Below are 15,947 nucleotides of genomic sequence, written 5' to 3' on the forward strand. Positions count from 1 at the left end.
TTATACATCAAAATCAACTACTACTTTTTCTGTAGTAGGAACAGCCTGGCAAGATAAGACAAGACCTTTTGCAACCTCATCTTCTTCTAGCGCATAGTTTACCTTCATTTCTACTGCTCCTTCAACAACTTTACATTTACAAGTACTGCACACTCCACCTTTACAAGCAAAGGGCAGATCTGCACCAGAAGCCAACGCTCCATCTAATATATTATCATGATCATCATCCATGGCAAAGTGAAACTCTTTTCCACCATCAATAATAGTAACCTCAGTTCCATCAAATTTATGATCAACTACTTCTGCTGCTTTTTTCTTATCTTCTTCAGAAACACCTGAAAAGAAAAGTTCATAATGAATTTTGTCTTTTGGCAATCCTGCATTCACCAATCCATCTCTAATCAAAAAGATCATTTCTTCAGGACCGCAGACAAAGCATTCATCTACACTGGATACATCAATTATTTTATCTGTAAGTTCCTGTATCTTTTCTTCTGTAAATCTTCCATTAAGTAATGGTATATCCCGATGTTCTTTTGTTAAAAAATAAAATATCTCTACTCTTCCAAAATACTTGTTTCTAAGCGCTTCTATCTCTTCTTTAAAGATAATGGATTTCGCATTCCGATTCAAGTAAAAGAGCTTGAAAGTACTTTCTGGCTCAGACGCAAGATGAGTTTTTAGTATGGATAATATAGGCGTAATACCACTTCCTGCTGCAAAAACAATATAATTTTTGGCTTTTGAAGGAGCCACTTCAACAAAAAAGTTTCCCATAGGAGGCATTACTTCCAGAACATCTCCTTTTTTAAGCACATCATTTGCGAAGTTAGAGAACAATCCCTGATCAATTCGTTTAACTGCCACCTGCCATTTATTTTCAACAGGACTTGAACACAAAGAATAAGAGCGCCTTACCTCTTCATCATTAATAGATGTTTTTAGAGTAAGATGCTGGCCTTGCTTAAACAAAAATGTATTTCTAAGCTCTTCTGGTATATCAAAAGTGATAGATGTACAATCCTTAGTTTCTTTAGTTAATTCAGAAACGCGAATAGAATAAAAATCAGTCATATCTTAATTTAACTATATAGTTATAGCTAAACAAAACTAACAATTGTTAGTTTGATACACAAATAATTATCTGTTAATTTTATGGCTACCCCAAAATATAGGTCATGCCACCCCTTTTAACAATACTGATATCATATCTCGTTTCAAGATATCAGAATCAATCTCTTTTTGTTCGGGGTACCATAAATACAATGTTCTTAAGGTAGAGAGTGTAGAAAACACCATAATTTCTACATTATAGGGTTTAATCTCTCCTTTTTCTAATCCTTTCTTTACTATATCTCTAAAACTATCTTCATATTCTTGGCGCATTTTCTCAAAATATTGCAAATTATTCTCTTCCAGATGCATCCAATCGTTATTAAGTGAAGCCAGACCATCTGCATTTCGCAATGTTACATCTATATGTAAGTCAATAATATTTTCCAGTTTTTGGATTGTATTTTCATCAGAATTCACAATTTTATTCATCCCAACGGTAAATTCCTCTGCAAGTCCAATTATGATAGTAGATAATATTTCTTGTTTTGACTGAATATGATTATATAAGCTTGCCGCTTTAATCCCCATAGCTTTTGCCAAATCTCTCATAGTTACTGCACTATACCCTTTTTCTTTAAAAAGAATAGCTGCTGCATTTATAATTTCTTGTTTTCTGCTTTCGGGTCTCATCTGTTTTGATTTATCATTTATATTGGTCAGATAAAATTCACATAGTAATCATTTTTCAACAAGCTCAACTAATAAAGTGAAGCCGGCATTAAAAACCTTAACTATACTCATTTCACGGTAGGTATTTTGTTTTCCACTCAAAAATAAATTTTAATCTCATATAACCCATATTTTTGCGACCAAAAACAATGATTATGATGAATTTATGTTATAAATAATACTATATTAACCATAAAAAGAATATAGACTTATGAAATCTTTAATAATCATTTTGTTTTTCGTGGCATTTTCAAATACAAATAGTTGCGCAAACAAAAATAATGCAGCAGTCAAAAGTCAGGAAAAAGAAAATCAGGTAACTAAAAAAATAACTTTTTCTGTTACTCGACTTAATGGGAAAGATGTTTCTAAGAGGAAGTTACATATCACTTTTGACGAAGAACAAAGCTCTGCATATGGCCACTCTGGCTGCAATACGTTTTCTTCTAAGTATACCGAAGAAGGTAACACTATTTCTTTTAGCTTCCCTATTGCAACAAAAATGTATTGCGAAAAAAATTCAGTAATAGAAAAAGAATTTTTTAAAACTCTTATTGAAGTTAAAACCAGAACCCTGAAAGAAGATACTCTAATTTTAAAAGATGTTAATAATAAAGAGTTATTCTTTGGGATAAGATCCAAAGAATAACTCTTTATATTTTGTTATTCTATATCTAGAATTGTTTACTTACAATTACTTTTTTGGTAAAGGAAGTGCCATCGGATGTGTTTTTAACATAAATAAAATACATTCCTGTTGATTTATCTGACATATCAATTTGTCCTTTTTCTTCAGACAATTTCCCAGAACCTACAACCATTCCTGAAATATTATAAAGGTAATATTCTAATTTACCCTCTACTGTATTAGTAATATTAACAATAGCTTCTGATGCGTTAAAAGAAACCGCTAACACCTTTTCTTCTTCAGGTTCTGGATCAATTGGCGGTGGCGGTGGCGGTGGGTTTCCATTGTTTTCCTGAGAAAGCATATTTAATGTTTCTCTTCCTGTATTATCGGGATCTAACCAATTAGAGAGTCTGTTAGAATCTGAGTTACCAAAACTCCATGAAACATTAAACCTACCATAAAAATCTGAAAGACCATTATCATTTATCCCCGAACAGGCTGCTCCTCCTCCTGCAAGCTGCCCTACTATTCTACCATTTGGATCAAAAAGAGCAGAACCAGAGGACCCGCCTTCTGTAACTCCAAGATCCCAATCTGTTACCTCCCAGGAATCAACAGGAGCGGTTAAACCCCCAATATTAGTTTTTATTTGCGATAGCGCTGTATTTTCTCTACACACCTTCATTATATCTCCGCTAGGATGGTGAATCCCTATCGCAAAATTTGCTGCTATATCTCTTCGATCCCAACCGGCCCATTCTAATTCCCAGGATTCATCTAAACCTCCATCTAAATTCAACAGTTTGAAATCAGATTCTGCATTCGCAGCTAATCGCGTAGCTCCACTGGTTGTTTGGTTTACTGCAGCATCAGTACTACCTGTAGTTGTCGCGCAAGAAGGATTAGGACTAATCCAATTAAAACGAAATGCCCAAGTAGATTCACTACCAGCATTACAATGATTAGCTGTCAAAAAATATGGTGCTTTATCATTTTTTGTATTATTAATCAGTGTTCCTGTACAAACAAAACCATCCATAATTACAAAAGCAACAGCGTGCTTTAATCTATCTTTTAATTCATCAAAATCTTCTCCAACAGGACACTCTACATCTTGATTACAATCTCCAGAGTCACCGAAATTTTTGCTTTGAATTTGAGTATTTGTAATTGAGCGATATCCATGAATTACTTTAGCAATATTTAATTGCCCTTTACCAGCAACAGAAGCAGGTTCAAAATATTCTATCCATACATTATCTCCTTCTACCATCCAGGTACCTAGCATCTGGTCTGGTCTGTTAAAAATATTTGTATACGCTCCTAAAAGATCAGATTTATCACTATTATACAAATGCATAGTAGCTCCTCTAGGTATTTTATAAGTATCAAAAATGAAATTTAATGTCTTGGCGTCTTTAGATATAATATTAATACGCCATATTCTATCTCCATTCGGTAATTCGTCCCATACTCCCGAATTTTTAAGACCTAAATTCACTTTAAGTTCATAACCAAATCGCCATGGTCTTGATTTATCCGAATCATTCTTGGCATCTTCAGCTTTGATTTTAGCCAAATCAAAACTTTTCATAAGCATCGGAACTATGCTCTTTTTCTCTTGCATACCCCAACTTACTGGTTCACTATGCGTAACCTGGGCATTTATACCTAATGTAAATAATAATAATCCTAATACTATCAGCTTAATTCTCACAACCATTTATTTTTTTAATTGATAAAACAAATTTAACTATTTAAGAATACTTCAATATCAAAATAAAACTATTAATTTTCCAATTAAATTGTCTTGATCAAAAATTAATTTCTATATATGTCTCTAAATATTGCATCTAATCCCTTAATTGACCGGCTTCCCGCGCATTTAAAACAATTCATAAAACCACAAAATTATGAAGAGTACACGCCAATAAATCAAGCAGTTTGGAGGTATGTTATGCGCAAAAACACCACTTCTCTTAGTAAAGCTGCCCATAATTCTTACCTAAATGGCCTTAAAAAGACAGGAATTTCGATCGATGAGATACCAAGTATGTATGGAATGAATCGAATTCTAAAAGAAATTGGTTGGGCAGCTGTAGCTGTCGATGGATTTATCCCTCCTAATGCATTTATGGAGTTTCAGGCATATAATATTCTTGTTATCGCATCAGAAATCAGACAATTAGAAAATATTGAATACACCCCTGCTCCCGATATAATTCATGAAGCAGCAGGACATGCTCCTATCATTGCTAATCCTGATTATGCAGAATACCTACGACGTTTCGGGAAAATTGGTTGCAAAGCAATCTCTTCTAAAAAAGATTACGATATGTATGAAGCTGTGCGTACACTTTCTATTCTAAAAGAAGCATATGGTACAAATCCAAAAGAGATAGAAGAAGCAGAAAGAAAAATAGAAGAGTTACAAAATCAGAAAGAGAACCCTTCGGAAATGGCTTTGATACGTAACTTACATTGGTGGACGGTTGAATATGGCTTAATTGGTACAGTAGATGAACCTAGAATCTATGGTGCAGGATTGCTTTCCTCTATTGGAGAAAGCGAATGGTGTATGACTAACAATGTAAAGAAACTGCCTTACTCTCCCGATGCTGCTTTTCAGGATTTTGACATCACCAAACCACAACCACAACTCTTTGTAACGCCAGATTTTGCTTATCTATGTCAGGTATTAGAAGAATTTGCAGATACTATGGCTTTAAGAAAAGGTGGACACAGAGGACTTGCAAAATTAATCGAATCAGAAAATTTAGGAACCATAGAGCTAAGTACTGGTCTACAAATCTCGGGAGTATTTACCCGAATGATAAAAAATGAGGATAACGAAGTTATTTATTTTGAAACTAGCGGCCCAACAGCACTTTCTTTTAGAGAAAAAGAGCTTATTGGCCACGGTATAGAGGCTCACTCAAATGGACTTAGATCTCCTCTTGGAAAATTAAAAGGTATCAATCTTGCTATAGAAAACATGTCTCCAAGAGATCTGAAAGCTTATAATTTTTATGATGGAGAGTATATAGAATTCGAATTCGAAAGTGGGATTACTATTGCAGGAACTAACATTACTGGAATAAGAAACATTAAAGGTGAATTGATTTTAATTCAGTTTAGTGAATGTACTATCAAATACAAGGACGAATATCTTTTTAAACCAGAATGGGGTACTTTTGATCTAGCTGTCGGAAAAGAAATCGTATCTGCTTTCTCTGGCCCTGCAGATGATAACTCATTTAATTTGGTGACTCATAATCCTTCGTCGGTTACTGCACAAAGAACATATTCTGAAAAAGAAAAAGATCTACATTCTTTATACTCCTCTGTTAAAAATATTAGAGAAGGAAAAAATGCTACGTTTTCACTGGAAGCCGTATTCGAAATTTTAGAGAAAGACCATCCTAACGATTGGTTACTTCCTTTAGAGATTTATGAATTAGTTTATGATAGAGATTCAATATTTGCTTCACAAGTGTTAGAACATCTTAAAAATATACAATCCAAAAGACCTAATATCAAACATCTAATTAGTAGCGGTATTGATACTGTGATCAATTCAGAATTTACAGTATAGAATACTATTTCTCTTTTAAATTATTTCTTCAAAAATCATGGCTTCTAGAATTTTTAGTTCGCTACTATAACAGTGTGTGTTTTTCTAAAATTCTTAGCCAAAAAGGCTTAAAAAAAACCAACACACTCATTATCAATCATTTATCTACGGAACAAAATTTTATATGCATGCATAATAAATATGTAAAAAACAAAAATACACTTGTCAATTTTTATGGTCTAACCACATTTCTTTTGAGTATTTAATACCTTATAAATCAAGTCAATAAGATATCATTTTCCTAATTTTAAAAGACAAAACTAACTTAAGTATATTAAAATTATGAAAAAATCATTTTTACTTTTAAATGTAGTTCTCGTTTCCTTGTTATTTTTTAATTGTGAAACAGAAGAAGTAGTCGTTAACGAAACTAATGTCGTTCAAAACAAGAATAGAATAGACAAAAAGAAGATAGCATTTGACCTAATTGATTTACTAGCTAACACAGAGTTTAGCACTAATATTGTAGAGACATTAGCCAAAGATCGAACACCAGGGATCAAGTTATCTAAAGTATTAAAAGAAAACGCCGCCTTATTATCGGACCAGGAATCGTATCAATCCTTAAAAAAGATAGTAGATAAGGCAGATAACCAACTTAAATCTAACGAAATACCTGACATTATAGAAATACCAGAATTATGGTTACAAAAACCTGATCATAAATCGGTAGATTATGCTGATCTATTAATATCATATGCTCCCGAAGGTGATGAAAAATCATGGACAAAAATTGAAGCATATACTCTTGAAGGGGAAACTGTTTTTCTAGACGTTAAAGATGTTCCCAATGTACCTGTACTTGTAATAGAAACCAAAGGCTACGAAACCTTAAAAGCAGAAGTAGATTATATGAATACCCAGTTACAAACTGCTGGATTACAAAATAATCGTTTTGGGTCTGCTAAAATGGACTTAAGCCCTTCTTCCAAAGCCAATGCAGGGCTTGAAACTACCAAATTAGATAAAATACGATTAAATAACGATGAGGAGCCCTGGATAAGTGGTGCTGCAGAAGTTTACGCTATCACTTCTGGAATAAAAAACACCAGTAATGAAGCTGAAGTAAAAATCATACCTATGTATTATCTGAATTATGAAGGTACCACATATTACCCTAACCAGATCATGCTTTTTTGGGATGATTATAAATACCAGGCGGCAAACATTCAATTATTCGAAAAAGACGACAACTACAATTTTAAACAATTGGTTACCATAATTGTTGATGGTATTTTTCAAATTGTTGGTACAGTTTCTGGACAGCCATGGGTAAATATACTTGGGCAAGTAGCAGGGGCTATTTTACAAGCAATGCCAGATGAATGGTACACTAATAATGATGATTATGTAGACTCTTTATATACCATTCAAAAAAACAAAACTTATACTAATCATGTAGGTGCCCGAGGTAATGCAACCGTTACTTTATCTCCTCTGTTTATCCCTAATAATTAAACAACAAACTATAAAAACAAAAGAGGTGACTGTAGTAAATACAGCCACCTCTTTTTTATTTTAAACATAAATAACTATTCTCCCCAAATCATATAAGGGTATTCTTTATAGAGCTGATATTTTTTTGATTCTAGTCTTTCTAAAAATGCTAAGTGCTGTTTACTTTTTGGGTTAAACGGCCTATGCTTTATATTCCTTCTTACTCAAATTCACGGATTACAGGGTGTTTTTTCATCATACATAACACAAATTTTGTTCTTCTAAATTTTATAAATGATTATGAAAAATAACTCCATAAAAACATTGAAAAGATGTATTGTATTGTGCATGAGCGCAATTGTCATTTCATGCTCCAGCGATGATGATGTTGTGACAGAAACTACTATTACTGCAAAAGATTTTGAAACCACTATAGACGAAAACCCTACAGAAGGACAAGAACTAGGAACTATAGAAGCGACTACCAACCAGGGAACCTTGACCTACACCCTTAAAAGCGAAGAACCCGAAGGAGCTTTAAGTATAGACTCTAAAACAGGAAAAATCACAGTGAAAGACGCTATTTTATTTGATTATGAAACCAGAAAAAAACTTACAGCAACCCTACTTATAAAAAATGGGGACAGTAACAAGGAAGCTAAAGTAACAGTACATCTAAACGATATCCATGACCCATTAATTACCCTAAAAGATTTTGAAACTACTATAGACGAAAACCCAACAGAAGGACAAGAACTGGGAACTATAGAAGCAACTACCAACCAGGGAACCTTGACCTATACCCTTAAAAACGAAGAACCAAAAGGAGCTTTAAACATAGACAAAGAAACCGGAAAAATTACCGTAAAAGATGCTACCTTGTTTGACTATGAAACCAAAAAAAAACTTACGGCAACGGTACTGGTAAATGACAACGAAGCTAACATAACAATACACCTAAATGATATTATAGAGACAGGTTACATTTCTTTTAAAGACCCTAATTTTAAAAAGGCATTATTAGAACATACAGCTCCTGTGGTAGATATTAATAGTGATGGAGAAATAAGTATAGAAGAAGCCCAGGTTGTTGAAAGATTAGCTATAGATGATAAAAACATCTCTGATCTCTCAGGGATTGAATATTTTACAGCCTTAGAATTTTTAGGTTGTCGTAATAATAAGCTAACAACCCTGAATGTAAGCAAAAATACAGCTTTAAAGACTTTATGGTGTGGCGATAATCAATTAACAACCCTACATGTAAGTAAAAATACAGCATTAAGATTCTTAAGTTGTCGTAATAATAAGCTAACTACCCTGGATCTAAGCAAAAATACAGCATTAAAGATTTTATGGTGTGACAATAATCAATTAACGACCCTGAACGTAAGTAAAAATACAACATTAGAGGACTTATATTGCCGCTATAATAAACTAACTCTCCTGGATGTAAGCAAAAATACGGCATTAACAAGCTTTGGTTGTTCTAACAATAACTTAACAAGCCTGGATGTAAGCAAAAATACAGCATTAACAAGCTTTGGTTGTGCTAAAAATAACTTAACAACCCTTGATCTAAGCAAAAATACAGCATTAACACACTTAAATTGCACTAACAATAACCTAATAACCCTGGATGTAAGCAAAAATACAGCATTAACAAACTTTAGTTGTTCTAACAATAACTTAACAAGCCTTGATGTAAGCAAAAGTATAGCTTTAGAGTTTTTAAAGTGTCATGAAAATAACTTAACAACCCTTGATCTAAGTAAAAATATAAAGCTGGATCTTTTATATTGTCACAACAATCAATTAACAACCCTTGATGTAAGCAAAAATACAGCCTTAACACACTTATGGTGTTTTAACAACAAATTAACTGATTTAACCATGAACAATGGTAAAAATGCTAGTATGGCATCTGTCGATTTAAGGAATAACCCTGACCTTAGTTGTATACAGGTAGATGATCCTGAAGCAGCATATCTGCCTATATGGAAAAAAGATGACGCTGCCCGATATTCTAGAGATTGTACATTTTAATTAATAACAAGTCGTACATTGATATCAAACTCCATAGTGATGAAATTAGTACTCATCGCTATGGGGTTTTCATATTTTGATCATGAGCAATACATAGTTAAAATAAACGCTATATGATAATTCGGGGTTAAAAATCCATAAATGGATATTCCTGATAAAGTTGATATTTTTTTAATTCTAATCTTTCTAAAAATTCTAAGTGCTGTTTACTTTTGGGATTAAACGGTCTATGCATCATTCCCTTTTTGATTTCTTCGACTCTACCCATAGTCTGGGCTGTCTTTTCAGAAATCCAAGCTTCAGAAAAACGTTCCCAGATATAATCTATCGCCAACGTATTAGGGTGGATCATATCTACATTATAAAACCGATAATCTCTAAGTTCGTCCATCATGATTTCATAAGAAGGAAAATAACTTAGATTTTTATTGTTACTAATAGTTTGATGTAGCGATGTGATTAAATGAGACTTACTTCTATTATTTTCTACAAACCCATCTTTACTATGTCGTACAGGAGAAACGGTAAATACAATTTCTACTGATGGGTTAATACCTCTAATTAGATGTATACAATTCTGAAGGCATTGATTGATCTCATCTACAGATAATAATTCTTTTTCAAACTCTCTTTGCGGAATTTTATGACAGTTTGCCACCACCATATCCAGAGATTTTAATCGATATACCCAAGCGGTTCCTAAAGTGATAAAAATATGTGTCGCAGAGTTAATATTCTTTCTTGTAGTCGTTAATGCAGTATTTAAATTAGATAATACTACATTTTGATCAGCATTACTTAAAGAGGAGTGTGCATCAAAACAATGCCATTGTTCATTAATATAAAACAAATCGGTATCGGTATATTGTTCTCCCTGGGTAGCCATCCACAAAAATGTTTCTATTGCTTTAGGGTGAAATAATATCCCAAACGGATTGATCTTATTCCTAAACTTAAAGTATTCGAATTTCTCTCCTATGTTTTCTGCAAAACATGAGCCTAACAGTAAAAGTTCTGAGTTGTAATCAATTTTTGGTTCTTGAGACTGTAGTGTTATTTTGGTTTGTAGGTTCATAAGTCTCCTTACTCCTCCTCTTCCACAAAGGAAGAGGAGGAGTTTTATAGTTTAAGATTATTTTAAATATTGTTTTGCATTCTCTAATGCTTCTTCTATACCTGCAGGATTCTTTCCTCCTGCTGTAGCAAAAAATGGTTGTCCGCCACCGCCGCCTTGGATATACTTACCAAGTTCACGAACCATTTGCCCGGCATTTAACTGTTTCTCTTCTACCAGGTTTTTAGAAATATAGCATGATAACAAGGCCTTTCCTTTCTGATCTGATCCGAATAGCATTACAACATTTTCAAGTTCACCTCCTAATTCGAATGACAAATCTTTAATTCCGGCAGCATCTAAGTCTACTTTTTTGGCCAGAAATTTAACTCCATTTACATCTTCAAATTCCGATTTAAGGTCTCCTTTTAGATTTTTAGCCTTATCCTTAAGAAGAGCTTCGATCTGTTTTTTCAGACTTGAATTTTCTTCTTGTAATGATATAATAGTTTTTAAAGGATCCTTTGTTTTAAGCACTGCTTTTACTTCTCCATACGCTTCAGATTGAGTTGTAAAGAATTCTTTTGCTGCATCTCCGGTAATTGCTTCAATCCTTCGAATTCCTGCTGCAATCGCACTTTCAGATACAATTTTAAAATGCCATATGCTACTGGTATTTTTTACATGAGTACCGCCACAAAGCTCCATAGATTCTCCAAATCGTATTGCTCTTACTGTATCTCCGTATTTTTCTCCAAACAGTGCTATTGCTCCTTCTGTTATTGCCTGATCATAAGAAATATTACGTTGCTCTTCTAGCGGAAGTTGTTCGCGAATTCTCGCATTTACAAAATGCTCAACTTCTTTCAATTCTTCGGTAGTCATTTTAGCAAAATGAGAGAAATCAAAACGCAAATTACCACTATGAACCATCGATCCCTTTTGTTCTACATGAGTACCCAGAATTGTACGCAATGCCTGATGCATCAAATGTGTTGCCGTATGATTAGAAGCAGATCTCGAACGTTGTTTTTCATCTACCACAGCAGTCAAAGTCTCATCAATATGCTTAGGCAAGTTTTTAGTAAAATGAATAATCAGATTATTTTCTTTTTTGGTATCTATTATATACACCACATCACCATTAGGTACCTCTAGGTATCCTTTGTCTCCAACCTGCCCTCCTCCTTCGGGGTAAAATGGTGTTTTATCAAATACTAATTGATATAGTTCTCCATCTTTCTTACTATTTACTTTACGATAACGGGTTACTTTTACATTTGTTTTAAGATGATCATATCCAATAAAATTTTCTGTAGTAGTACCATCTAGTAATATTTTCCAATCTCCGGCAGTTACCTGTGATGCAGCTCTGGATCTATCTTTTTGTTTCTGAAGTTCTACTTCAAAAGCTTTTTCATCTAATTCATATCCCTGCTCACTTAAAATTAAAGCTGTTAAATCAATCGGAAAACCAAAAGTATCATACAATTCGAAAGCTTTCTCTCCAGAGATTATATTTCCTTTGGTATTCTTGATCACATTTTCTAACAATACTAATCCTTGATCCAATGTTCTTAAAAAAGATTGTTCTTCTTCTTTAATTACATTAGTGATTAAGTTTTTCTGAGCTTTCAATTCTGGGAAAGCTTTACTCATTTGTTTGCTAAGTGTTTCTACCAGCTTATATATAAAAGGTTCTTTGGTATCCAGAAAAGTAAACCCATATCGAATGGCTCTACGCAAAATTCTTCTAATTACATACCCTGCTCCTGTATTACTAGGTAGTTGGCCATCTGCAATAGAAAATGACACAGCTCTTACATGATCTGCAATAACACGAATTGCAACACTTACTTTTCCATCATCATTGGTTGGCAAGCTATTTTTATCGTATGTAGAATTGGTGATCGTTTCAATTTCTCGAATTAAAGGCGTAAAAACATCTGTATCATAATTTGATTTCACTCCTTGTAACACCATACATAAACGTTCAAAACCCATTCCGGTATCTACATGCTGTGCGGGTAACTTCTCTAATGACCCATCTGCTTTTCGGTTATACTGCATAAAAACCAGGTTCCAGATCTCTACCACTTGTGGATGATCCATATTTACCAGGTCCCGACCAGGAGTTTTAGCTTTTTCTTCCTCAGAACGAATATCTACATGAATTTCGGAACAAGGACCACAAGGTCCCTGATCTCCCATTTCCCAGAAATTATCTTTCTTATTTCCCATGATGATACGCTCTTCTGGAACAATAGCTGTCCAAAGATCATAAGCTTCCTGATCCATATCCAGATTTTCATCTTTTGCACCTTCAAAAACAGAAACATAAAGAATGTCTTTATCTATACCATATACTTCGGTTAATAATTCCCAGGCCCATTGGATTGCTTCTTTTTTAAAATAATCTCCAAAACTCCAATTCCCAAGCATTTCAAACATGGTATGGTGATAGGTATCCATACCTACTTCTTCCAGATCATTATGTTTACCGCTTACACGTAAACATTTTTGCGTATCTGTTATTCGATTACTTTTTGGAATACCATTACCTAAAAAGAATTCTTTAAACTGGTTCATCCCGGCATTAGTAAACATTAAAGTAGGATCGTCCTTAATCACCATTGGTGCAGAAGGCACGATGCTATGTTTTTTGGATTTAAAAAACTCTAAAAATTGATTTCGTATTTCTTGGGATTTCATGAATTCTATGTATTACTATTTTTCGAAATAAAACACTTAACACAATCGCGATCATTATTTTGCGTTGTTTTAAAAAAAGATTCTAAATCGATATTTGTCAGTTTTTTCTAGACTTTGCAACAATTTGTTATATTTGTTGCGATGTCTTGGTTTTTTATAAACCACATATTGGTTGATATCCTGCAAAAATAGCATATTTTAGATTATGTCAAAGGTTAAATATTACTATGATAGTGAGACGCTTTCTTATCGCAGAATTGAGCAAAAGAAAGGTCGTAGATTTGGTATAGCTGCATTAGGAGTTATTAGCGCTTTTTTAGCTGGTTTCATCCTTCTTCTTATTTATCTTAACATCCCTCAATTAGAGACTCCTAAAGAAAAAGCATATAAAAGAGAACTTGAGAATATGCAGCTTCAGTATGATTTAATGAATCAAAGATTGAAGCGTGATGAAAATATTCTAAAAGAGATTGCAGAACGTGACGATAACATTTATCGTCTTTATTTTGGTGCCAATCCTATTCCTGAAGAATTACGTAATGCTGGATTTGGAGGTGTAAACAGATATAAAAGCTTAGAAGGTTTTGATAATTCTGATATTATTATTGAAAGCAGTGAGCGTATCGATAAATTGACAAAACAGATTGTGGTTCAATCAAAGTCTCTTGATGAAATCGCATCGTTGGCCGAGAAAAAAGAAGAATTATTAGCTACAATTCCTGCCATACAACCTATTCAAAATTCGGATTTAAGACGTATGGCTTCTGGTTATGGATGGAGAAGTGATCCTTTTACCAAAGCACGAAAATTTCATTACGGAATGGATTTTTCGGCTAATACAGGAACACCGGTTTATGCTTCTGGTAATGGGGTTGTAAAACGTGCAGATGCTAATTCTTCTGGTTATGGAAAACATATCCGTATTGATCACGGCTTTAATTATGTAAGTTTATATGCTCACTTAAGTAAATATAACGTAGAGAAAGGCCAGAAAGTAAAACGAGGAGATGTTATTGGATATGTAGGAAGTACTGGAAGATCCGTAGCACCTCATCTACATTATGAAATTTTTAAAGATGGCGAACGTATTAATCCTCGTAATTTTTACTACGGAAGTTTAACCCCTAAAGAATTTGAACAGATGCTTAAAGCTTCTAACCTAATTAACGAAACTCTAGACTAAATATTGATGCGCAAACTATTTCTTATTGTCTTCGTTTTTGGTTTTTGTTCTTCTATACAGGCTCAAAAATATTCAAAAGAAGTATTGGATTCGATGTACGTAATAGTCCAAAACACCCAACAAAAATTAGCAAAACCAACGTATATCAAAATCATGGCCGTTGGTGACATCATGATGGGAACCGATTTCCCCAATGATAGTTATTTACCTCCCGAAGGTAAAGGTCCTTTTGATGATGTTAATACTGTACTTAGCCAGGCAGATTTACTTTTTGGTAATTTAGAAGGCACACTTACTGATGAGGGAGAGAATGCTAAACGCTGTTCTGATCCGTCAAAATGTTATTCCTTTAGATCACCAGAATATTTTGGAAAATACCTTGAAGAAACTGGGTTTGATGTAATGAGTATTGCTAATAATCACATTGGTGATTTTGGCGAAATTGGAATTAAGAACACTTCTAAAACCCTCGAAAAGCACAATATTGCTTATGCAGGAGTATTTGCTCAACCTTCTACAGTTTTCGAAAAAGATGGTATCACGTATGGATTTTGTGCTTTTGCCCCTAACAAGGATTGCATAAAAATTCATAACTTAACCAATGCTAAAAAAATCGTAACCGAACTCAAACAAAAGGTAGATATCGTGATTGTTTCTTTTCATGGAGGGGCAGAAGGCCTTAAATACACTCATGTTCCCAGAAAAACAGAACGTTTTTATGGCGAAGATCGCGGTGATGTGTATCGTTTTGCACATACTATGATTGATGCTGGTGCTGATATTATTATAGGGCATGGACCACATGTTTCAAGAGCTTTTGAAGTATATAAAAATAAATTTATAGCATATAGTTTGGGTAATTTCTGCACGTACTCCCGATTTAATTTAAGAGGGATTAAAGGATATGCTCCTATTGCAGAAATCGATATTGATACCGATGGTAATTTTATTAAAGGAAAACTTCATTCTGCCAAACAAATAGATGAAGTATATCCATTTATGGATAAGAAAAAGGGAGCATTAAATGAAATCAAATCATTAACAGAAGAAGATTTCCCTGAAAGTAAGCTCATTTTTGAAGATGACGGAAGTTTTACACAACAAAAAGAATAAGTATGTATGTAGACTTGCCTAAAAAAATGTATTATAGTATCGGGGAGGTAGCCGATGCTTTTGATGTAAATGCCTCATTAATTCGTTTTTGGGAAAAAGAGTTTGATATTATAAAGCCTAAAAAAAATGCTAAAGGCAATCGGAAATTTACCCCAGAAGACATCAAAAACCTCGAGTTAATTTACCACTTAGTAAAAGAACGTGGTTTTACTCTCGAAGGTGCTAAAACTCACCTTAAAGAACAGAAACAAGAAGCCTTAGATAGTTTCGATATCATAAGAAAACTAGAATCTATCAAAGGACAATTGCTTAAAATTAAAGAACAACTATAAAAAGTCATCTTATTATAATT

General features: G+C 33.6%; 12 protein-coding genes. 7 read left to right on the forward strand and 5 right to left on the reverse strand.

Going from position 1 to position 15,947, the window contains the following annotated elements; all coding sequences use genetic code 11:
- Together paaE and NNH57_RS11940 are read right to left on the reverse strand one after the other, a co-directional pair.
- Window positions 1-1,074, reverse strand: coding sequence for a 1,2-phenylacetyl-CoA epoxidase subunit PaaE (paaE, locus tag NNH57_RS11935; RefSeq protein WP_074407543.1), 1,074 nt, complete (start codon window positions 1,072-1,074; stop codon window positions 1-3).
- A 102-nt stretch (window positions 1,075-1,176) separates the two neighbouring features.
- Window positions 1,177-1,746, reverse strand: coding sequence for a TetR/AcrR family transcriptional regulator (locus tag NNH57_RS11940; protein WP_074407542.1), 570 nt, complete (start codon window positions 1,744-1,746; stop codon window positions 1,177-1,179).
- Between the two features lie 250 nt (window positions 1,747-1,996).
- Between NNH57_RS11940 and NNH57_RS11945 the strand changes: the two genes are divergently transcribed.
- The gene (locus NNH57_RS11945) at window positions 1,997-2,434 is read left to right on the forward strand and encodes an META domain-containing protein (RefSeq protein ID WP_108807396.1); all 438 of its coding nucleotides are present in this window, start codon (window positions 1,997-1,999) and stop codon (window positions 2,432-2,434) included.
- 25 nt (window positions 2,435-2,459) lie between these two features.
- On the opposite strand, the gene NNH57_RS11950 is transcribed toward NNH57_RS11945, so the two are convergent.
- The gene (locus NNH57_RS11950; protein WP_159099159.1) at window positions 2,460-4,133 is read right to left on the reverse strand and encodes a T9SS type A sorting domain-containing protein; all 1,674 of its coding nucleotides are present in this window, start codon (window positions 4,131-4,133) and stop codon (window positions 2,460-2,462) included.
- Window positions 4,134-4,250: 117 nt separating this feature from the next.
- On the opposite strand from NNH57_RS11950, the gene NNH57_RS11955 reads away from it, so the two are divergent.
- From NNH57_RS11955 to NNH57_RS11965, 3 genes are all read left to right on the forward strand, one after another.
- Window positions 4,251-6,011: an aromatic amino acid hydroxylase gene (locus tag NNH57_RS11955; protein WP_074407539.1), complete on the forward strand. Its 1,761-nt coding sequence runs from the start codon at window positions 4,251-4,253 to the stop codon at window positions 6,009-6,011.
- A gap of 321 nt (window positions 6,012-6,332) precedes the next feature.
- Window positions 6,333-7,508: a DUF3103 family protein gene (locus NNH57_RS11960; protein WP_108807398.1), complete on the forward strand. Its 1,176-nt coding sequence runs from the start codon at window positions 6,333-6,335 to the stop codon at window positions 7,506-7,508.
- 327 nt (window positions 7,509-7,835) lie between these two features.
- Window positions 7,836-9,533 carry a leucine-rich repeat domain-containing protein gene (locus tag NNH57_RS11965; protein ID WP_159099160.1) on the forward strand — a complete coding sequence of 566 codons (1,698 nt, stop codon included), beginning with the start codon at window positions 7,836-7,838 and terminating at the stop codon, window positions 9,531-9,533.
- A 127-nt stretch (window positions 9,534-9,660) separates the two neighbouring features.
- Here the strand turns inward: NNH57_RS11965 and NNH57_RS11970 are convergent, their stop codons facing one another.
- Both NNH57_RS11970 and alaS read right to left on the reverse strand, forming a co-directional pair.
- The gene (locus tag NNH57_RS11970; RefSeq protein ID WP_108807400.1) at window positions 9,661-10,608 is read right to left on the reverse strand and encodes a GSCFA domain-containing protein; all 948 of its coding nucleotides are present in this window, start codon (window positions 10,606-10,608) and stop codon (window positions 9,661-9,663) included.
- Window positions 10,609-10,665: 57 nt separating this feature from the next.
- Entirely contained in the window at window positions 10,666-13,299 is a 2,634-nt protein-coding gene (gene alaS / locus NNH57_RS11975; protein ID WP_108807401.1) for an alanine--tRNA ligase, read from the reverse strand.
- 205 nt (window positions 13,300-13,504) lie between these two features.
- Between alaS and NNH57_RS11980 the strand changes: the two genes are divergently transcribed.
- From NNH57_RS11980 to NNH57_RS11990, 3 genes are read left to right on the forward strand one after another with little or no spacing between them, the layout of a single operon-like run.
- Window positions 13,505-14,482: a M23 family metallopeptidase gene (locus NNH57_RS11980; RefSeq protein ID WP_074407534.1), complete on the forward strand. Its 978-nt coding sequence runs from the start codon at window positions 13,505-13,507 to the stop codon at window positions 14,480-14,482.
- 6 nt (window positions 14,483-14,488) lie between these two features.
- A complete protein-coding gene (locus tag NNH57_RS11985) occupies window positions 14,489-15,595 on the forward strand; it encodes a CapA family protein (RefSeq protein WP_074407533.1) in 1,107 nt (368 codons plus the stop codon).
- Between the two features lie 2 nt (window positions 15,596-15,597).
- The gene (locus NNH57_RS11990; RefSeq protein WP_025667686.1) at window positions 15,598-15,927 is read left to right on the forward strand and encodes a MerR family transcriptional regulator; all 330 of its coding nucleotides are present in this window, start codon (window positions 15,598-15,600) and stop codon (window positions 15,925-15,927) included.
- The last annotated feature ends 20 nt before the right edge of the window (window positions 15,928-15,947 follow it).

It is taken from the genome of Aquimarina spinulae, assembly GCF_943373825.1.
GTDB lineage: Bacteria > Bacteroidota > Bacteroidia > Flavobacteriales > Flavobacteriaceae > Aquimarina > Aquimarina spinulae.